Origin of the sequence: Microtetraspora sp. NBRC 13810, from assembly GCF_030268685.1 — a bacterium.
In the GTDB taxonomy this organism is placed as follows: domain Bacteria; phylum Actinomycetota; class Actinomycetes; order Streptosporangiales; family Streptosporangiaceae; genus BSRQ01.
The window spans coordinates 62,533-81,723 of the sequence record NZ_BSRQ01000029.1 but is presented as its reverse complement, the minus strand read 5'-3'; the positions used below and the strand labels follow the sequence as shown (position 1 = coordinate 81,723).

The 19,191-nt window shown below is 71.0% G+C and carries 17 protein-coding genes and 1 pseudogene; 10 read left to right on the top strand and 8 right to left on the bottom strand.

Features of this window, described 5'->3' with window-relative positions:
- Window positions 1-104 precede the first annotated feature (104 nt).
- The 5 genes from QSK26_RS38165 to pdhA form a co-directional block, all read right to left on the bottom strand.
- Window positions 105-1,829 carry a 5'-nucleotidase C-terminal domain-containing protein gene (locus QSK26_RS38165; protein WP_285780233.1) on the bottom strand — a complete coding sequence of 575 codons (1,725 nt, stop codon included), beginning with the start codon at window positions 1,827-1,829 and terminating at the stop codon, window positions 105-107.
- A 140-nt stretch (window positions 1,830-1,969) separates the two neighbouring features.
- The gene (locus QSK26_RS38160) at window positions 1,970-2,263 is read right to left on the bottom strand and encodes a Dabb family protein (RefSeq protein WP_285780232.1); all 294 of its coding nucleotides are present in this window, start codon (window positions 2,261-2,263) and stop codon (window positions 1,970-1,972) included.
- 96 nt (window positions 2,264-2,359) lie between these two features.
- A complete protein-coding gene (locus QSK26_RS38155; protein ID WP_285780231.1) occupies window positions 2,360-3,790 on the bottom strand; it encodes a dihydrolipoamide acetyltransferase family protein in 1,431 nt (476 codons plus the stop codon).
- 12 nt (window positions 3,791-3,802) lie between these two features.
- Window positions 3,803-4,777, bottom strand: a complete 975-nt coding sequence (locus QSK26_RS38150; RefSeq protein WP_285780230.1) for an alpha-ketoacid dehydrogenase subunit beta — start codon at window positions 4,775-4,777, stop codon at window positions 3,803-3,805.
- Window positions 4,774-5,877, bottom strand: a complete 1,104-nt coding sequence (pdhA, locus tag QSK26_RS38145) for a pyruvate dehydrogenase (acetyl-transferring) E1 component subunit alpha (protein WP_285780229.1) — start codon at window positions 5,875-5,877, stop codon at window positions 4,774-4,776. The genes QSK26_RS38150 and pdhA overlap by 4 nt, the downstream gene beginning before the upstream one ends.
- Window positions 5,878-6,146: 269 nt before the next feature.
- Here pdhA and purS point away from each other — a divergent pair, with 269 nt between their 5' ends.
- From purS to purL, 4 genes are all read left to right on the top strand, one after another.
- On the top strand, window positions 6,147-6,392 hold the full coding sequence (gene purS, locus QSK26_RS38140) for a phosphoribosylformylglycinamidine synthase subunit PurS (protein WP_285780228.1): 246 nt from the start codon (window positions 6,147-6,149) through the stop codon (window positions 6,390-6,392).
- Window positions 6,393-6,616: 224 nt separating this feature from the next.
- Complete coding sequence (locus QSK26_RS38135; RefSeq protein ID WP_285780227.1) at window positions 6,617-7,006, top strand: ATP-binding protein; 390 nt, start codon at window positions 6,617-6,619, stop codon at window positions 7,004-7,006.
- 134 nt (window positions 7,007-7,140) lie between these two features.
- A complete protein-coding gene (gene purQ, locus QSK26_RS38130) occupies window positions 7,141-7,833 on the top strand; it encodes a phosphoribosylformylglycinamidine synthase subunit PurQ (RefSeq protein WP_285780226.1) in 693 nt (230 codons plus the stop codon).
- The gene (purL, locus tag QSK26_RS38125; RefSeq protein ID WP_285780225.1) at window positions 7,830-10,094 is read left to right on the top strand and encodes a phosphoribosylformylglycinamidine synthase subunit PurL; all 2,265 of its coding nucleotides are present in this window, start codon (window positions 7,830-7,832) and stop codon (window positions 10,092-10,094) included. The genes purQ and purL overlap by 4 nt, the downstream gene beginning before the upstream one ends.
- 76 nt (window positions 10,095-10,170) lie before the next feature.
- Here the strand turns inward: purL and QSK26_RS38120 are convergent, their stop codons facing one another.
- Window positions 10,171-11,076 carry a collagen-like domain-containing protein gene (locus tag QSK26_RS38120; RefSeq protein WP_285780224.1) on the bottom strand — a complete coding sequence of 302 codons (906 nt, stop codon included), beginning with the start codon at window positions 11,074-11,076 and terminating at the stop codon, window positions 10,171-10,173.
- Between the two features lie 236 nt (window positions 11,077-11,312).
- Here QSK26_RS38120 and QSK26_RS38115 point away from each other — a divergent pair, with 236 nt between their 5' ends.
- The 5 genes and pseudogenes from QSK26_RS38115 to QSK26_RS38095 all read left to right on the top strand — a co-directional run bounded on the left by QSK26_RS38115 (window position 11,313) and on the right by QSK26_RS38095 (window position 15,965).
- On the top strand, window positions 11,313-13,391 hold the full coding sequence (locus QSK26_RS38115; protein ID WP_285780223.1) for an adenylate/guanylate cyclase domain-containing protein: 2,079 nt from the start codon (window positions 11,313-11,315) through the stop codon (window positions 13,389-13,391).
- Window positions 13,392-13,413: 22 nt separating this feature from the next.
- Window positions 13,414-14,076 carry a Crp/Fnr family transcriptional regulator gene (locus tag QSK26_RS38110; protein WP_285780222.1) on the top strand — a complete coding sequence of 221 codons (663 nt, stop codon included), beginning with the start codon at window positions 13,414-13,416 and terminating at the stop codon, window positions 14,074-14,076.
- Window positions 14,077-14,126: 50 nt separating this feature from the next.
- Window positions 14,127-14,687, top strand: a pseudogene (locus QSK26_RS38105) (MFS transporter); the annotation flags it as partial.
- Window positions 14,657-15,517 (top strand): MFS transporter, encoded by an 861-nt coding sequence (locus QSK26_RS38100; protein ID WP_285780245.1) that lies wholly within the window; start codon window positions 14,657-14,659, stop codon window positions 15,515-15,517. The pseudogene QSK26_RS38105 and the gene QSK26_RS38100, both read left to right, overlap by 31 nt.
- Before the next feature lie 247 nt (window positions 15,518-15,764).
- Window positions 15,765-15,965, top strand: coding sequence for a hypothetical protein (locus tag QSK26_RS38095; protein WP_285780221.1), 201 nt, complete (start codon window positions 15,765-15,767; stop codon window positions 15,963-15,965).
- Between the two features lie 16 nt (window positions 15,966-15,981).
- Here the strand turns inward: QSK26_RS38095 and QSK26_RS38090 are convergent, their stop codons facing one another.
- A complete protein-coding gene (locus tag QSK26_RS38090; RefSeq protein WP_285780220.1) occupies window positions 15,982-16,575 on the bottom strand; it encodes a TetR/AcrR family transcriptional regulator in 594 nt (197 codons plus the stop codon).
- A gap of 66 nt (window positions 16,576-16,641) precedes the next feature.
- Between QSK26_RS38090 and QSK26_RS38085 the strand changes: the two genes are divergently transcribed.
- The gene (locus QSK26_RS38085; RefSeq protein WP_285780219.1) at window positions 16,642-17,622 is read left to right on the top strand and encodes an SDR family NAD(P)-dependent oxidoreductase; all 981 of its coding nucleotides are present in this window, start codon (window positions 16,642-16,644) and stop codon (window positions 17,620-17,622) included.
- Between the two features lie 114 nt (window positions 17,623-17,736).
- On the opposite strand, the gene QSK26_RS38080 is transcribed toward QSK26_RS38085, so the two are convergent.
- The gene (locus tag QSK26_RS38080) at window positions 17,737-19,143 is read right to left on the bottom strand and encodes a M20/M25/M40 family metallo-hydrolase (RefSeq protein ID WP_285780218.1); all 1,407 of its coding nucleotides are present in this window, start codon (window positions 19,141-19,143) and stop codon (window positions 17,737-17,739) included.
- Window positions 19,144-19,191 lie beyond the last annotated feature (48 nt).

Here is a 19,191-nt window from a genome sequence, read left to right as displayed (position 1 = left end):
GTCATGAGGTAGACAACGCCCGCACGCGAAACGGCCGGCGCCCGCCACGGGCGCCGGCCGTTCTCGTCTCACCGCGCCGGCAGACCGGACGCGGAACCCGGAACCTAGAAGACCGGGACGCCTTCGCGGACGAGCTTCCAGTTGGGGTCGGCGAAGGTCGCCGGGTCGATGGTGCCGTTCGCCGTGGCGTACTCGATCAGCGCCTGGCGGATCTCCACCTGGGCGTTGTAGACCACCGGGGCCGTCGCCACGTGCGGGAAGCCGCCGCCGCCCGACTGCCGGTAGTTGTTGATCGCCACCACGAACTGCTGGTCGGCGGCCACCGGGGTGCCCTTGTAGGCCAGGTTGACGATGCGCTGCCCGGCCGGCTTGGAGATGTCCACGTCGTAGGTCACGCCGGAGAGCTGGTCGTAGTTGTAGTCCGGGGTGCCGTTCGCGTTGGTCAGGGCGCGCACGTCGACCGGGGCGCCGGGGGCGACCTGGTTGAAGTACCGCGCGGAGTACTCCAGGAAGTCCTTGACCTGGGCGCCGGTCAGCTTGACCCCGAGCAGCGTGTTGTCGTACACGTACAGGCCCGCCATGTCACGCACGCTCACCGGCCCGGCCGGGAAGACCGCGGTGCGGCTGAACGGCGCGGCGATCGAGAGCACCGGCAGCGAAGCGTCCGGCGTGCCCGCGATGGCCTTGGACACCAGGTCCGTCTGCACCGCCTGGATGTAGTCCAGGATCGGCGTGTCCTTGTACGGCGACTCGGCGGCCGAGAGCTGCTCCTTGGACTGCGCGACCACCTGGTTCACGTAGCCCACCGTCTTGTCGTGCTGCGACCCGACCAGCTTGACGATCTTCGGGTCCTCGGCGACGGTGTTGGTGTTCACCGTGGTGGACGACTTGCCGGTGACGGTCCACTTGCCGCGCTTCTTGGCGAGGGTGAAGTCGACCACCGAGAGGCGCTGGCCCCACCGGCCGGGCTCGGTCAGCAGCACCTGCTGGCCGGTCACCTTGTTGGTGACGAACTTCTGCGGCACCTCGTTGTGCGCGTGGCCGAACAGCACCGCGTCGATCCCGGGCACCTGCTCGGCGACGAGCGCCGAGGCGTTCTCGATCGGCAGGTCGGAGCCGTAGGAGGACATGCCGTTGTCGCCGGCGTGCGCGGTGACGAGGACGACGTCGGCGCCGAGCCCGCGGATGACCGGCACCCACTTCTTCGCCGTGGCGACCAGGTCGAGGAACTTGAGCTTGCCCTCGACGTTGCCCTTGTCCCATACGGCGCTGCCCGGGTTGGTCAGGCCGAGCACGCCCACCTTGATCGGCTTCTCGCCCTTGACCTTCATCGTCTTGATGATGAACGGCTGGTAGGCCGGCAGCCCGGTCCGCGCGGACACCGCGTTGGCGCCCAGCACCGGGGCCTTCATCTGGTTCACCCACTCGGCCAGCAGCGGGAGCCCGTAGTTGAACTCGTGGTTGCCGAGCGTCACCGCGTCGTACCCGATGGCGTTCATCGCCTTGGCGATCGGGTGCGTCTCGTGCGTCTTCGTGATCGGCTCGACCTTGGCGTAGTAGTACGCCAGGGGGGTGCCCTGGATCGTGTCGCCGGAGTCGAAGAGCAGGGTGTGGTCCGCGCCCCGCTCGGCCCGGATCTTGTTCACCAGGGTGGACACCTTCGCCAGGCCGACGTCGTTGTGCGCGTTGTCGTCGTACTCGGCGTTCTTGAAGTAGTCCCAGTTGACGGCATTACCGTGAATGTCGGAGGTGGCCATCACGGTGACCTGGACCGAGCGGTCGTGGGCTGCGGACGCGGGAGCGGGGGTTGCGAGGAGACCGAGGGTCACGGCGGCGATCATGCCTGTCGTGACTACCCGGCCAAATCTGGAACTCATGGCCGGGAACCCTAGTAACGCCGGATATCTACCGGGTTACAGATCTCTGACGTCCCGCGTGACGCGGATCTGTCGTCAGGCTGAAATCTCGCTCAGCAGGCGTACTGCACGGCCGCCCGGGAGGCCAGGATCGGGGCGATGTGGTCCGCGATCACGGCCCGGTGCGTCGGGTCGTCCCGGTAGACGAGGTAGTCCTCGGCCGAATCGAAGTCCGCGACCACCGCGAAGTCGTGGTTGCCCTGGTTGACCCCGGCGTCGGGGCCGAGGTGGAAGGATCGGATCTCCTTGATCACGTCGGGCAGCTTGCGGAGCTCCGCCGCCACCCGCTCCCGCTGCTCAAGGGTCGCTTCGTCTTTCCAGGTGAACAGCACGACGTGGCGGAACATCTCTCCCCTTTCCCGGGACCTTGCGCAGCAAGATTAACGCGCGCGTCCCCGCCGGACGAGGCCGGGAGGCGGATCGCCTCCCGGCCCCTGCGTACGTCAGCTCCAGACGAGCATCCGGAGCGGATCCTCCAGCATGTCCCCCACGGCGCGCAGCACGCGCGAGCCCAGCTCGCCGTCCACGATCCGGTGGTCGAAGGAGAGCGCGAGCGTGCACACCTTGCGCGGCACGACCTGCCCGTCCACCACCCACGGCAGATCCCTGATCTGGCCGACCGCGAGGATCGCCGCCTCCCCCGGGTTGAGGATCGGCGTGCCGGTGTCCACGCCGAAGACGCCGACGTTGGTGATCGTGATGGTGCCGCCCGCCATGTCGGCCGGCTGGGTGCGGCCGGCGCGCGCGGTCTCGGTGAGCTCGCCGAGCGCCGCCGCGAGCCCGGGCAGCGAGAGCGCGTGCGCGTCCTTGACGTTGGGCACGACCAGGCCGCGCGGGGTCGCCGCCGCGATGCCCAGGTTGACGTAGTGCTTCACGACGATCTCCTGAGCGTGGTCGTCCCAGGAGGAGTTGATCATCGGGTGCCGGCGTGCCGCCACCAGCAGCGCCTTGGCCACCAGCAGCAGCGGCGACACCTTGACCCCGGCGAAGTCGGGCAGCTCGCGCAGCCGCCGCACCGCGTCCACCGTCTCGGTGACGTCCAGTTGCAGGAACTCGGTGACGTGCGGCGCGGTGAACGCCGAGGCCACCATCGCCTGCGCGGTCGCCCGCCGTACGCCCTTGATCGGGATGCGCTCCTCGCGCGGGCCGCCGGCGGTCACTCCCGCGGTGACTCCGGTGGGGACCTCGGCGGGGGCGGTCGCGGCGGCGCGGACGTCCTCGCGGGTGATCGTGCCGTGCGGGCCGGTGCCGGTCAGCGCGGCGAGGTCGATCCCGAGATCCTTGGCCAGCTTGCGCACCGGCGGCTTCGCCAGCACCGCCGCCCGCTGCGGGGAGAGCGAGGGCACCGGTGGCCGCGCCGGGGTTTCGGTCACCCGCTCCGGCGCCTGGCGGGGGGCGGCGGCGACGGGGGTTTCGGACACCGCGGGCGCGGCGGGCTCGGCGGCCGGCTGCTTGCGCGGGCGGCGCTTGGTGGCGCCGGTCTTGACGCCGTAACCGACCAGGACGGGCTGGCGCTCCTCCTTGGGGGCGGGGCTGCCGTGCACGCCGGGCTCGACCGCCCCCTCCGCGGGCGGGGAGGGCACCAGATCCTCGGCGGCGCGGCCCGGCGCCGCGGCGGGACCCGCCGGGCCGTCCGCGCCGTCGTCCACCGCGATGATGGCCACGCCCACGTCGACCGTCTGGCCCTCCTGCGCCAGCAGGTCGGTCACCACGCCGTCGAACGGGCAGGGCAGCTCGACCACGGCCTTCGCGGTCTCGATCTCCACGATGATCTGGTTGACCTTGACGTCGTCACCCGGCTTGACGTGCCAGCGGACGATCTCGGCCTCGGTCAGGCCCTCGCCGACGTCGGGGAGCTTGAATTCTCTGCGCACCGGTCTCCCCTCTCAGAAGGCCAGGGAGCGGTCAACGGTGTCGAGCACCCGGTCCAGGTCGGGGAGGTAGTGCTCCTCCAGCCGCGAAGGCGGGTAGGGGGTGGAGAAGCCGCCGACCCGCAGGACGGGCGCCTCCAGGTGGTAGAAGCAGCTCTCGGTGATCCGCGCGGCCAGCTCGGCGCCGAAGCCGTTGAACACCGGGGCCTCGTGCACGACGACGCAGCGGCCGGTGCGCCGGACCGAGCCGGTGATGGTCGCGGTGTCCAGCGGGTTGAGCGAGCGCAGGTCGATGACCTCCAGCGAGCGCCCGTCCTCCTCGGCCGCGATCGCCGCCTCCAGGCAGGTCTTCACCATCGGCCCGTACGCGAGCATCGTCACGTCGCGGCCCTCACGCACGACCTTGGCCGCCTCCAGCGGCAGCCCGGGGGCCTCGACGTCCACGTCGGCCTTGTCCCAGTAGCGCCGTTTGGGCTCGAAGAAGATGACCGGGTCGTCGCTGCGGATCGCCTGCTGGATCATGGTGTAGGCGTCGGCCGGGTTGGAGCAGGCCACCACGCGCAGGCCGCCGGTGTGCGTGAAGTACGCCTCGGGGGACTCGCTGTGGTGCTCGACCGCGCCGATGCCGCCGCCGCAGGGGATGCGCACGACGACGGGCAGCTTGATCGCGCCGAGGGAGCGCAGCGGCATCTTGGCGAGCTGGGTGATGATCTGGTCGGCGGCGGGGAAGACGAAACCGTCGAACTGGATCTCGCACACCGGGCGGTACCCGCGCAGCGCCAGGCCGATCGCGGTGCCGATGATGCCCGACTCGGCCAGCGGCGTGTCGATCACCCGGTCCTCGCCGAAGTCCTTCTGCAACCCGTCGGTCACCCGGAAGACCCCGCCGAGCTTGCCGACGTCCTCCCCCATGACCAGCACCTTCGGGTCGTCCTCCAGGGCCTTCCGCAGCCCCTCGTTGATCGCCTTGGACAGGCTGAGCGTGGTCATCGGCCCTCGCCTTCGAAGGTCGAGAGGTAGGCGGCGAACTGGTCCCGCTCCTCCTCCAGCAGCAGGTGCCGGTCGCGGTAGACGTGGTCGAAGATGGCCATCGGATCGGGGTCGGGCATCTCCAGGCAGCGTTTGCGCATGTCCCTGGCGAGGGTGTCGGCCTCGCTGTCGATCGCGTCGAAGAACTCCTGGTCGGCCAGCCGGTTCTTGAACATGTACGCCTTGAGCCGCTCGATCGGGTCCTTGAGCTTCCACGCCTCCAGCTCGGAGGCCACCCGGTAGCGGGTCGGGTCGTCGGTGGTGGTGTGCGCGCCCATCCGGTAGGTGTACGCCTCGATGAGCGTCGGGCCCTGGCCGTCGCGCGCGTTCGCCAGCGCCTGCCGGGTCACGGCGAGGCAGGCCAGCACGTCGTTGCCGTCCACCCGGACACCGGGGAAGCCGAAGCCGCTCGCCCGCCGGTAGAGCGGGATCCTGGTCTGCTTCTCCAGCGGCTCGGAGATGGCCCACTGGTTGTTCTGGCAGAAGAACACCACCGGGGCGTTGAAGACGCTCGCCCAGATGAATGCCTCGTTGACGTCGCCCTGGGAGGTGGCGCCGTCGCCGAAGTAGACGATCGTGGCGGCCTCGGCGTCGTCGCGCTGGACACCCATCGCGTAGCCCACCGCGTGCAGCGTCTGGCTGCCGATCACGATGGTGTAGAGGTGGAAGTTGTGCTCCGCCGGGTCCCACCCGCCGTGGTTGACGCCGCGGAACAGGCCGAGGAGCTTGACCGGGTCCACGCCGCGGCACCAGGCGACGCCGTGCTCGCGGTAGGTGGGGAAGGCCATGTCGGTGTCGGTCAGCGCCCGGCCCGAGCCGATCTGCGCGGCTTCCTGGCCGAGCAGCGAGGCCCAGATGCCCAGCTCGCCCTGCCGTTGCAGGGCGACGGCCTCAAGGTCGAACCTGCGGACCAGGGTCAGGTCGCGGTAGAGCCCGCGCACCTCGTCCTGGGTGAGCTCCAAGGGGTAGTCGGGGTGCTCGACCCGCTCGCCCTCGGGGGTGAGCAACTGGACGAGCTCTGGGGGGGCCGCCTGTGGGCCGCGAGAGGCGTCGATGGTCACGTGCCGCTCCTGTAATGCGCTCGGGGCCGTGGGGATGGGTTCGCCGCCCCGTCTGGCCGGTTCCGCACACTTCCGCTCCGTCTGGTGGTGAAACGTCCGTGTTTCCAGACATCGTGGCAGAGGTCACATACCTGCGCGCAAGACCTCGACCCCATGTCCTCACATCCCGTTCCCGAAGTAACCGGACCCCACACGCCGAGCCAGCGCCACCCGCCCCGGTGCAGTAGCCTGGGCGGCGCCTTACACCGTCCCTACCCAGGAGGAACACCGTGGCGCGCGTCATCGTCGAGGTCATGCTGAAGCCGGAGATTCTCGACCCGCAGGGTCAGGCGATCGCCCGCGCGCTGCCCCGCCTCGGCTTCTCCGGCGTCTCTGCGGTACGCCAGGGCAAGCGCTTCGAGATCGAACTTGACGGCCCGGCCGACGAGGCCGCACTTTCGGACGTCCGAAAGATGGCCGAGACGCTCCTGGCGAACACCGTCATCGAGGATTACGCGGTGAGGGTAGAGGGGTAGAACAGCACACTTGACACATAAAACTTCCACAGGACCGGGCAAAGCGGGCTCCGGACGTGCCACAATCCCACGGGTTGACCAACTCTAAATAACAACAGCGTTATTTTGCGGTTAGCCCTGATTTCTCGGGGAAACCTTCCTGGCGTGAGCAGCCTCGCCGGGGAGGGGGTCCGGTGGACATCGAGTTCTCGTTGGCTCTGCCAAGGGACGCCATAGGCATACCCATGGTCCGCCGGGTCCTGGGGGACGCGTTGCGCTCACTGAGCGTGACCGAATCATGTGTCACCGACATCCTGCTGGCCGCCTCCGAGGCGTGCGCCAACGCCGTCAGGCACGGGGGACCGGCCAACCGCTACGAGGTGGTCGCCTCGATCGGGGAGGGCAACTGCGACCTGCGGGTCATCGACCGGGGGCTCGGCCTGGCCAGCATCCCCGAGCGCTATCCGCCCGCCGACGTGGAGCACGGCCGGGGCATCCTGATCATGCAGTCGGTGGTCGACGAGATCGCCTTCGACATCACCCCCGGCCGCGGCACCACCGTCCACCTGCGCAAACAACTGGCATGGGACAAAGAGGCCGCGACCGACGCCGCCTGCGTCCTCGCCGCCGTATGACCTACCGCCCGGTAGTGCACGGGTCACGTCAGCGCACCCGGCCCGACCGGATAGCCTGGGCCTACCGCCGCATCCCGTCGTCCGGAGAGTGAGACGTCGAAGCGGCGCTCTTGTTGCGGAGGGGAACGACAGCCATGAGTGCTGCCCGGGTGGGCGTGGTCACTTTTCCCGGAACTCTTGACGACCAGGATGCCGCCCGTGCCGTACGGCACGCGGGCGGTGAGCCCGTGCCGCTGTGGCACGCCGACACCGACCTCAAGGGAGTGGACGCGGTCTTCCTGCCCGGCGGCTTCTCCTACGGCGACTACCTGCGTTGCGGAGCCATCTCCCGGTTCGCGCCGCTGATGGAGCAGCTGATCCCGGCGGCCAGGGCCGGACTGCCGGTGCTCGGCACCTGCAACGGCTTCCAGATCCTCTGCGAGGCCCACCTGCTCCCCGGCGCGCTGGTGAAGAACGCGGGGCTGCACTACATCTGCCGCGACCAGCGCCTGCGCATCGAGTCCGCGGACACGCCCTGGACCGCCGACTACACGGCGGGCCAGGAGGTCGTCATCCCGATCAAGCACGGCGAGGGGCGATACGTCGCCGACGCCGCGACCCTGGCGGCCGTGGAGGCCAACGGCCAGGTGGTCGTGCGCTACCTCGGCAACCCCAACGGCTCGCTCAACGACATCGCCGGCATCCGTAACGAGGCCGGCAACGTCGTGGGCCTGATGCCGCATCCCGAGCACGCGGTGGAGGAGCTGACCGGCGGTCCCGGTACGGACGGCCTCGGCTTCTTCACCTCGATCCTGAAGAGCAGCCTGGAGAAGCTGGTCAACGCATGAGCGCCTTGAGTGTCGATTCCGTGCAACGGGCGGAGCAGACGCCCGACGAGCGCCTGCCGTACGCCGAGCTGGGCATGAAGGACGACGAGTACCAGCGGGTCAAGGAGATCCTCGGGCGTCGTCCCACCGGCAGCGAGCTGGCCATCTACAGCGTCATGTGGAGCGAGCACTGCTCCTACAAGTCCTCCAAGGTGCACCTGCGCCAGTTCGCCGCCAAGGCCCCCAAGTCCGACGCGCTGCTGGTCGGCATGGGGGAGAACGCCGGAGTCGTGGACATCGGCGACGGCTGGGCGGCCACCTTCAAGATCGAGTCGCACAATCACCCGTCCTACGTGGAGCCGCACCAGGGCGCGGCGACCGGGGTCGGCGGCATCGTCCGGGACATCATGGCGATGGGCGCGCGGCCGGTCGCGGTGATGGACTCGCTGCGCTTCGGCGCCGCCGACGCGCCCGACACCCGCAGGGTGCTGCCCGGCGTGGTCGAGGGCATCAGCTCCTACGGCAACTGCCTCGGCCTGCCCAACATCGGCGGCGAGGTGGCGTTCGACCCCTGCTACATCGGCAACCCGCTGGTCAACGCGCTGTGCGTGGGCCTGCTGCGCAAGGACCAGATCAAGCTCGCCACCGCCCCGGGGCCGGGCAACAAGGTGGTGCTGTTCGGCGCGCTGACCGGGCCCGACGGCATCGGCGGCGCGTCCGTGCTGGCCTCGGCGACCTTCGAGGAGGAGTCGCAGGCCAAGCGGCCGAGCGTGCAGGTCGGCGACCCGTTCATGGAGAAGCTGCTCATCGAGTGCTGCCTTGAGCTCTTCGCCGCCGACGTGGTCGTGGGCATCCAGGACCTCGGCGCGGCCGGGGTGTCCTGCGCGACCACCGAGCTGGCCGCCAAGGGCACCGGCGGCATGGACGTCAGGCTCGACCTGGTGCCGCTGCGCGACCCGTCGCTGCGCCCCGAAGAGATCCTCATGAGCGAGTCCCAGGAGCGCATGATGGCGGTCGTCACGCCCGACGACATCGACGCCTTCATGGCGATCTGCGCCAAGTGGGACCTGCCGGCGACCGTGATCGGCGAGGTGACCGACACCGGGCGCCTGGTCATGACCTGGCACGGCGAGACCATCGTGGACATCCCGCCCGGCACCGCCGCGGACGAGGGGCCGGTCTACGAGCGGCCCTACCACGAGCCCGCCGGCCAGGCCGCGCTCAACTCCGACGACGCCGCCCGGCTGGAGCGCCCCACCGACCTGCGCGCCACGCTGCTGAGCCTGCTCGGCTCGCCCGACCTCTCCTCGAAGGAGTGGGTGACCGGGCAGTACGACCGCTACGTGCGCGGCAACACCGTGCTGGCGCAGCCCGCCGACGCGGGTGTGCTGCGGGTGAGCGAGGTCATGCCCGGCGCCACGGAGACGAACCGCGGCATCGCGCTCGCCACCGACGGCAACGGCCGCTACGCCAAGCTCGACCCGTACGCGGGGGCGCAGCTCGCGCTGTCGGAGGCTTACCGCAACGTCGCGGTGACCGGCGCCCGCCCGCTCGCGGTGACCGACTGCCTCAACTTCGGCTCGCCGGAGGACCCCGAGGTCATGTGGCAGTTCGCGGAGGCCGTGCGCGGCCTGGCGGACGCGTGCAAGATCCTCGGCGTGCCGGTGACCGGCGGCAACGTGTCGTTCTACAACCAGACCGGCTCGGTGGCGATCCACCCGACCCCGGTGATCGGTGTGCTCGGCGTGCTCGACGACGTGCGCGGCCGGGTGCCGTCCGGCTTCACCGGCGAGGGCGCCCGGGTGGTGCTGCTCGGCGAGACCGGCGAGGAGTTCGGCGGGTCGGCGTGGGCGCACGTGGAGCACGGCCACCTCGGCGGCCTGCCCCCGGCGGCTGTCCTGGAGGCCGAGCGGGCGCTCGCCACGGTCCTCGTCGAGGCCGCCGCGCAGGGCATGCTCACCGGCTCGCACGACCTGTCGGACGGCGGCCTGGCGATCGCGCTCGCCGAGTCCTGCCTGGCGCACGGCGTCGGCTGCACGGTCACGCTGCCCGGCGGCGACCCGTTCACCGACCTGTTCAGCGAGTCCGCGGCCCGCGCGCTGGTCACCGTGCGGCCGGAGGCGTTCGCCGTCTTCGCCGCACTGTGCGGCAGGCACGAGGTGCCCTACGCCGGCCTCGGCCTCACCGGCGGCTCGTCGCTGACCGTCGAGGGCGTGCTGGACGTGCCGCTCGACGAGCTGCGCACCGTCCACGAGGGCACCCTGCCCGCCATCTTCGGCTGACCCGGCCTGATCTGACCTGACCTGGGCCGACGGCCGCGTCCCGCATCGTGCGGGGCGCGGCCGTCCGCTTCGCGGGTTACTTCTGGGCGCAGAGGGCGTAGACGGTACCGGAGACGCCGCCACCGTTGCCGTTGCCGCCGCCGCCGTTGCCGCCGTTGCCGTTGGTGTTGGTGTTGGTGTCGGCGAACGACCTGTTGTCGTCGATCTTGGCCAGCTTGACCGACCAGCCGTTGCCGGACGGCTGGCTCGCGGTCGCCGTGTAGCCCTTGCCGTTGAAGGAGAAGCCGCCGCCGGTCACGACCTCGTCGTTGTCGCAGGAGGCGTCGCCACTGGTGCCGCTGAAGCTGTCGGTCTCGGTGCGGATGGAGACGCCGCCGCCGTTCCTGCCGTCCTTGCCGTCCTTGCCGTCCCGGCCGGCGGGACCCTGCGGGCCGCGCTCGCCCTGCGGGCCGCGCGCCCCCGGGGCGCCGTCCTTGCCGTCCTTGCCCGCCGCCCCCTGCTCACCCTTGGCGCCGGTGTCGCCCTTCGGGCCCGTCTCGCCCTTGGGACCCGTCTCCCCCTTCGGGCCGGTCTCGCCCTTGGGGCCCTGCTCGCCGGTCTCGCCCTTCGGGCCCTGCTCGCCCTGCGGGCCGGTCGTGCCCTTGAGGCCCGGGACGCCCCGCGGGCCGCGGTCGCCGGTCGGACCGGCCGGGCCGATGTCGCCCTTGTCGCCCTGCGGGCCGGACTCGCCCCTGGGACCCATGGAACCGAGCGGCCCCTCCTGGCCCAGCCGGTTCCACGAGATGCGCGTCTCGGTCTTCTTGCACGCCGTGGTCGCCCCCACGACCCGCAGCACCTTGGTGCTCTTGTTGACGCACCCGTAGATCAGCGACGGCGCGCTGGACGCCGACGCGTACGCGAACCCACCCGCGACGAGTGATCCCGCTAACACTCCCGCGGTGGCGATGGCGATCGAACGCCCGCCGAGCAGCTTGAGAGCCACTGGCCCATCCCTCCCCTGAGAAACCGGAGTTTCTCGTGTGATTACTTATGCCGCTTTTACACGTGTGGCCCGTTCCACTGGTTGACCGACCAACCATCACGAGTGGGTCACAGGTCCGGTTGGCGGAGAGTTGCCGGGTCGGGGATAATCGACGTCGTTCGGGGGACCCGCGCCGTCTCGGCCACGGGCGAACGTCAGGGGCGCGCGGTGCGCGGACCCCGGTCCGGAGGGCAATCGTGCCGACCAGCCCAACTTTCACCAGAGAACCCGCCGCGGAGCCGTACCTCCCGCCTGCCACGCAACCCGTCAGGGCGGTGGTGTGGGCCATCCACCTGGTCGTTCCGCTGCTCGGACTGTGGTTACTGCTGGCCAACCCGGAGACGCTGGACATCAAGTGGCAGCACGAGCTGAGCCACTTCTGGCTGATCATCGCCGTCGCCGGGGTCAACGTGGTGCTGGGCGGCATGATCAGCCGGGCCGCCGCGCGGCGGCACGACGCCCGGCTGCTGCTGGTCTCGCTGGTCTTCCTGAGCAGCGCCGGGTTCTTCCTGCTGCACGGCCTCAGCACTCCGAAGATCATCCTCGGCGGCCCGAACATCGGCTTCGACCTGTCCCAGCCGGTGGGCCTCACGGTGTCCTCGATCTTCGCGTTCGCCTCCGCGCTGCCGCTCGGCGAGCGGGCCGCCCGTACCGTGCTGGAGTCCGCCTCCACGCTGCGCGGCGTACTCGGCCTGCTGCTGATCGCCTGGGGGGTCGCGGCGCTGGTGCCCGACCTGACGCCGCTCAGCACGCCGGCCTCGGAGGACGGCCTCAGCCTCGGCTGGTACGCGCTGGTGGGCGTGGCGCTCTACTCGAGCGCCGCGATCATGATGTTCCGGATCCACCGCAGGAACCCCTCCTCGGTGCTGATCAGCCTGATCACCGCGTACGCGCTGCTCGCCGAGACGATGGTGGCCGCCATCTCGCAGCGGAACTGGGCGCTGTCGTGGTGGGAGTGGCACCTGCTGCTGACCGCGGCCTTCGTGTTCGTCGCCTACAGCGCCTACATCCAGTTCCGCAGGGAGGGGTCGAGCGCGGGGCTGTTCGACTCGATCGCGCTGTCCGCCACCGTGCGCCGGATCCAGGCGCAGTACGACGAGGCGCTGGAGGAACTCGTCGGTCATCTGCGCCGCCGCGCGGAGTCGCCGGTGCCGGTGGCCACCCGCCTGGCCGGGAAGTTCCGGCTCACCGAGGCGCAGGCGGCGGTGCTGGACCGGGCCGGCGAGGCGCTGGCCAGCGAGCGCGAGCTGACCGAACGCCTGGGCGCGCTGGTCGACGTGGGCCACCGGGCCAGGGTCGGCGCCGCCGAGACGGACCTGCTCTCCACCGCGCTGGAACGCGTACGGCAGGCGTACGGCGACGTGCGGATCGCGCTGGTCGCCGACGGCACGGTCACCGCCGGGACGGTGGACTACACCGAGGCCGACTTCCCCGGTGGGCGGTCCGTGGTCCAGGACGGCTGGGTCGTGCACCCGCTCACGGTCAAGGGCCGGCTGGCGGGCGCGATGCGGGTGCCGTTGGGCGGGACTGCGCATGACGAGGCGCTGGCGTCCCTCCTCGCCGGTCAGATGTCCATCTCGCTGGAGAACGTCCGCCTCTATGGAGAGCTGTCCACCCTGTTCCAGCAGTACATGTCCCCCGCGGTGGCCACGTCGCTGCTCGCCGACCCCGAGCAGGCGGCGCTGGGCGGCTCGCTGGTGGAGCTGACCGCGCTCTTCGCCGACCTCCAGGGCTTCACGACGTTCTCCGAGCGGGTCTCCCCCGGCGAGATCGTCGACATGCTGAACCGCTACCACACCGCCGCGGTGCCCTGCATCCTGGACAACGGCGGCACGGTCGTGCAGTTCGTCGGCGACGCCGTGCTCGCGCTGTTCAACGCGCCCGCCCGGCAGGCGGACCACGCCGAGGCGGCGGCCAGGGCGGGGCTGGCGATGCAGGAGGCCGCCCGCCGGGTGGCCCGCGAGGTCGCCGCCGAGCAGCGGGCCGGCCTGCTGAGCGGGGTGGAGTGGCCGAGGTTCCGGGTGGGGGTCAACACCGGTCCTGCCCTCGTCGGTAACATCGGGAGTCCGCGACTGCGCGGTTTCAACGCGATGGGCGACAGCGTCAACGTGGCCGCCCGGCTGCAGTCCCTCGCCGAGCCGGGCACGGTCGTGATCGGCTCGGCCACCCGCGAGCGGTTGCGCCCCGGGGCGTCGACCCGCTCGCTGGGCGATCTGAATCTGAAGGGAAAGGAACACTCCGTCCACGCCTTCGTGTTGCAGGCGCTGGCCGACTGAGTCGTTTCCGAGGAGGCGTCTGATGAGTCTGGAACCCGGCGAGTTCATGTCGCTGCTCACGGCGGAGGAGGCCGAGGCCGTGCGGGCCGCCGGGCGGCCTCGCCGGTGGGAGCGCGGCGCCACGCTGCTCAACGAGGGGGACACCTCCGACTGGGTGCTGGTGCTCACCGAGGGCAGGGTGAAGGTCTCCTCGCACACGGAGGCGGGCACCGAGGTGGTGCTGGCGGTGCGCGGTCCCGGCGCGCTGCTCGGCGACATGTCGGCGCTGGACGGCGGGCCCCGGTCGAGCACGGTGACCGCGCTGGAGCCGGTCGAGGCCATCGTGATCAGCGACTTCTCCGGGTTCCTGCGCGACCACGGGCGGATCGCGGTCCTGCTGATGAAGCTGGTCATCGGCAGGCTCCGCGACTCCGACCGCAAGCGCATCGAGTACGGCGCGTTCGACACCACGGGCAGGGTGGCGACCCGGCTGGTCGAGCTGGCCGAGCGGTACGGCGAGCAGGAGAGCGGCGGGATCAAGGTCGCGCTGCCGCTGTCGCAGGACGAGCTGGCCGGCTGGACCGGCGCCTCGCGCGAGGCGGTGAGCAAGTCGCTGCGCGCGCTGCGCGACCGCGGGCTGATCGAAACGGGCCGCCGGCGGGTGATCGTCTACGACCTGGAGGGGCTGCGGAAGCGGGCTCGTTGATCGTCTAGAGATAGGCAAAGCCGACATATGTCATAGGTCACACTGGGGGCATGGTCGCCATCCCCCAAGAGCTTCCTGGTTCTCCGGAATATCTGAAAAGGCTCCGTTACGCCTGGCGTGTCTGCTCGGTGACCAGTCTGGGGCTGATCCTGATCGGCATCTCCGGCAACACCCTCAACGTGGCGCTGCCGACGGTCGTCCGGCACTTCCACGCGAACGCCTCCGCCGCCGGGTGGATCCTGCTCTCCTTCCTGCTGGTGAACACCGCCACGCTGGTCTTCTTCGGCCGGGTGGCCGACCTGCTCGGCCGCCGGGAGATCTACCTCACGGGATTCGGCCTGTTCATCGTCGCCTCGCTGCTGGCGGGGCTGTCGCCGGGCGTCGGCTTCCTGATCGCGATGCGCGCGGTGCAGGCGGTCGGCGCGGCGATGATCCTCGCCAACGGCACGGTGATCATCACCGACGCCTTCCCGCCCGACCGGCTGAGCCAGGGCATGGGCGTCTACATCGGCACCCTGTCGGTGGCCCAGCTCGCCGGCCCCACCCTGGGCGGCCTGGTCGCCGAGGCCGCCGGCTGGCAGTGGATCTTCTGGATGAACGTGCCCGCCGGCCTCATCGCCCTGGTCTGGGGCATGATGACGCTGCGCAAGGTGCCGCGCGGGCCGCGCGAACCGGTGGACGCGCTGGGCAACATGCTCATCTTCGCCGTGCTCCTCGCCGCCGTGACCGCTCTGCACGAGGCCGGGTCCGGCAGCCTGACCGGCCCCGTGGTGATCATCGGCGGCGGCGTCGCGCTGCGCGGATGCTCGCCTTCGCCAACCTCGCGTCCTTCTGCAACGCGGTCGCCCGTTCCGCGCTCATCCTGCTGGCCGCGCTGTACTTCCAGGCGGCCAGGGGCGTCGACGCCTTCTCCGCCGCGATCGCGGTGCTGCCGGTGCCGGTGGGCATGGCCATCGCCTCACCCATCGCGGGCGCGCTCGGCCGCCGGATCCCCTCCTATCGGATGTCGGTCGGCGGGGCGCTGCTCAGCTCCTCCGGGCTGCTGATCCTCACGCTCTTCCCCGACCCGGCGACGCCGTACTGGGTGCTCGGGATCGGGCTCTTCCTGTGCGGGTGCGGCAGCGGGGCCTTTCTCACCGGGAACACGACGCAGGTCATGAGCGCGCTGCCGGCCGGGAGCCTGGGGGTGGTGAACGGGTTCCGGCTGATGATCATGAATTTGGGGATCGTGCTGAGCGTGGCGCTGACGCTCAGCGTGCTGAGCAGCTCGGTGGCGCCCGCCCTGCGGTCCCTGGTCTACCAGGGGACGCTCTCCCGGCTGTCGCCGGTGGCGGTGGACCAGCTCATGGCCGGCTTCCAGCGCACGTACGCGACGCTCTTCTGCGTCGCGCTCGCCGGGGCGCTGCTCGCCGCCCTGGCCAGGGCGAAGCCGGTGCCGTAGCCTCGGGGCGGCCTCCTGGGGGCGGAGAACGCGAAGCGCCGGACGGGCGGGGGTCACGGTCGGTAGGGTGACGGTTCCGGTGGGACTTCACGAGCACGGGAGGATCGTTGGTCAAGCCGGTTCCCGACTGCGGGCACTGCGCCGGGACGCGCACCATCACGTACGAGCGTCCGAAGAAGCAGAAAGACGGGTCCGTCATCTGGGTGCGGTCCGTTGAGAGCTGCCATATCTGTGGCGGGAGCGGGAAGTGCAGCTAGCGGAGGGCGCGCACCGCTGTGCCCTGCCGTGCCGCTGGTGCGAGGGCAGCAAGGTGTGGACTCCCGAGCGCCCACGGGTCGAGGAGTCCGGGCAGATCGTCTTCGTCCGGGTGGAGGAGACCTGCTGCATGTGCCTGGGCACCGGCGAGTGCATGCACGCCCACCCCGAGCCTCCCGCCGAGGAGCACTGAGCCGTGCACTGAGCCGTCAGCCGCCGGGCGGGAGCACGAGCTCCGCCGCCCGGCGCATGGCGTCTCTCACCTGGTCCGGTGAGTCGCCCCGGCCGATGCTGGTCGCCGTCGCGGCGACCACCGCGCCGATCAGCGCGCCGACCAGGGCGGCGGCGCCCACCTCGTCCAGCTCGTCCGGATAGGCCCGGCAGAGCGCGCCGGACAGCTCGGTCTGCGCGGTGAAGAACCGCTGGAGCATGCCCGCCTGCAACGCCGGCGCACCGGCGGCGAGACGCACCCGCAGCGCGGCCAGCCCGCTGGTCAGGTCGCCGTCCCAGACATGGCCGATCATCGCCTCCATGGCCCGCCCGAGCACCTCGCGCATCGGCTCCCCGGCGCGCTCGGCGATCACCTGGAGACCGAGGTCGATCCGCGGCGCGGCGTTGGCGAAGAGCACGTCGTCCTTGGTCTGGAAGTGCAGGAAGAACGTGCGGGTGGACACCTCGGCCGCCGCGGCGATCTCGGCCACGGTGACCCCGTCGTACCCCTTCTCCTCGAACAGGCGCACCGCGGCCTCGACCAGGGCCTGACGTGTGCGCCGCTTCTTCCGCTCGCGCAATCCCGCTTCCATGCGCCCCAGCTTACTGCATTTGATGTATTAATACATTGAATGCAGTCAACGATGGGAGTGCGCACCATGGGCAGTCTGGACGGGCGGATCGTCCTGATCACCGGGGCCGGGCGCGGGATCGGCCGGGAGGAGGCGCTGTTCTTCGCCGCGGAGGGCGCGAAGGTCGTGGTCAATGATCCGGGGGTCGGCCCCGACGGCTCGGGCGGCGACCCGGCGGTTACGGCGGCGGTGGTCGCGGAGATCACCGCGCTCGGCGGGGAGGCGGTGGCCTCCGCCGACAGCGTGACCGACCCGGACGGCGCGCGGCGCATGGTGGACCTGGCCGTCGAGACGTTCGGCGACCTGCACGCCGTGGTGAACAACGCGGGCACCCTGCGCAACCGCGCCCTGGTCGGCATGACGGATGACGACTTCGACGACATCCTCGCCGTGAAGCTGAAGGGCACGTTCACGGTCACCCGATGGGCCGCCCGGCACTGGCGCGCCCGGCACGAGGCGGGAGCGCGGGAGAGCCGCGCCGTGATCAACACCTCGTCCGGCTCCGGCCTGGCGAACCCGCTGCCGACCCAGACGTCCTACGCGGCGGCCAACGCCGGGGTCGCGGCGATGACCGTCGTCGCCGCGCTGGAGCTCGGCCGGTACGGCGTGCGGGTCAACTGCATCGCCCCCTCCACGATCCGCACCCGTCTCACCGCCGGCGTACCCGGCATGCCGGCCGTACCGGCGGACGGGGGGTTCGACCCCGCCCATCCCGCCGCCTGCGCCCCCGTGGCCGCCTACCTGGCGAGCGACGGCTGCCCGCTCACCGGGCAGGTGATCTCGGTCCGGGGCACGGCGGTGACGGTCAACCGCCGCTGGTCGCCGGTCGCCCGGATCGCGAAGGAAGGGGCGCCGTGGGAGGTCGCGGAGCTGGCCGGGGAGCTGGAGCGGCTGCCGTTGGAGGACCCGTTCGAGATCCTGGCCGCGTCCTTCGGCGCCGCCCTCGGCCCGGACGCCGGGGCGGCCATACAGAAGATGATCGAAGACGCCCTGGACGGCGCCGCGTGACCCGGCGGGCCGGTGCGCACCGGCCCGCCGGGAAACCCGCCGGGACTTCTGCCGGGACTTCTGCCGGGACTTCTGCCGGAGCTTCCGTCGGGGCTTCCGTCGGGATGCGGGGGATCAGGCCGGGCGGGGGAAGCTGACCGGGCTGCGGTGGCCGGCGGTGTCCACGGCGCGGACGCCGAACTGGTAGTTGTCCTTGGACTTGCCCTCGACGACGAAGGAGGTCACGTTGCCGACGGAGCGGGAGTGGGTCCAGGTGGGCGAGGTGCTGTCCCGCCACACGACCTCGTAGCCGGCGAGGTCCGTGGCGGGGTTGGCGTCCCAGCGCAGCTCGGTGTCGTTGCCGAGCCGGTTGCGGATGCCGGCGTTGCGCGGGGCCTCGGGGGCGCGGGCCAGCACGGCGAGGGAGGAGACGTTGACCTTGGCGACCCTGGCGGTGTAGTCGAAGTCCACGTGCTCGATGGTGTCGCCGTACTCGACGCCGTTCTCGTCACGGACGTTCTGGTGCTGGTGCTCGTAGGTCTCGTGCACCTCACTGAACCGGACCGCGGGGAAGCCCTGTTCGAGGAACGGGATCTGGTCGCCGCCGCGGCCGTACCGGTCCCTGCGGTTGACCGGCATGGCCTCCATCGGCGTGTAGAGGTCGGCGGCGTCGCCGATGAACCGGGCGAGCTGCCGGGAGACGCCGTCGCTCTCCCCGCCCACCGAGCGCCGGGTGGACGCCTGCTGGGGGGTCTCCGCGGTGGGGACGCCCTCGGAGAACACCCGGACCTCGTTCGGCGCGGCGCCGTTCTCGCCGTCGGCGCTGCCCACGATGTCGTTGGTGAACATGCCCTGGATGTCCAGGCCCTTCGCCTTGGCCTGGGTGGCGAAGTAGTTGGACCCGTACAGGCCCTGCTCCTCGCCGGCGACGGCCATGAAGACGATCGTGGCGTCGAACTTGCGGGTGGACATCACCCGGGCGGCCTCCAGGACCACGGCGACCCCGGAGGCGTCGTCGTTGGCGCCGGGGGCGTCGCAGACCGCGTCCACCGGGCTGGAGCACATGGAGTCGTAGTGGCCGCTCACGACGTAGTGGCGGGCGGCGGACTCGGGCTGGTCGCCGCGCAGCGTCGCCACCACGTTGGTGATCACGGTGGGCTCGGGGATGCGGGAGGCGGGCGGCTGGACGTAGGACTGCTTCTCCACCGTCATCCGGCCGCCGGTCCCGGCGGCGATCGCGTTGAGCTCCGCGAAGAGCCAGTCGCGGGCGGCGCCGATGCCGCGCTGCGGGTCGTCCTGGGCGGAAAGGGTGTTCCGGGTGCCGAAGGACACCAGTTTGCGGATGGTCCGCTCGATGTTGCGCGAGCTCACGTCGTTGACCATGCGGGTGATCTCGGCGTCGCGCGGCGGCTTCCTGTCAGGGGCGGCGGCCTGGGTGGGGGCGGTGTTCACGGCCACGGGCGTGAGCAGGCCGGCGAGGAGGGCGAGGGTGGCGAGGGGCAGGGTGTGCTTCCGTACATTTGCCGCTAATCGCAGCATCATTACGCATCACCTGACTTTGAGGGGCAAACGGGAGCCAAACTCACCAAA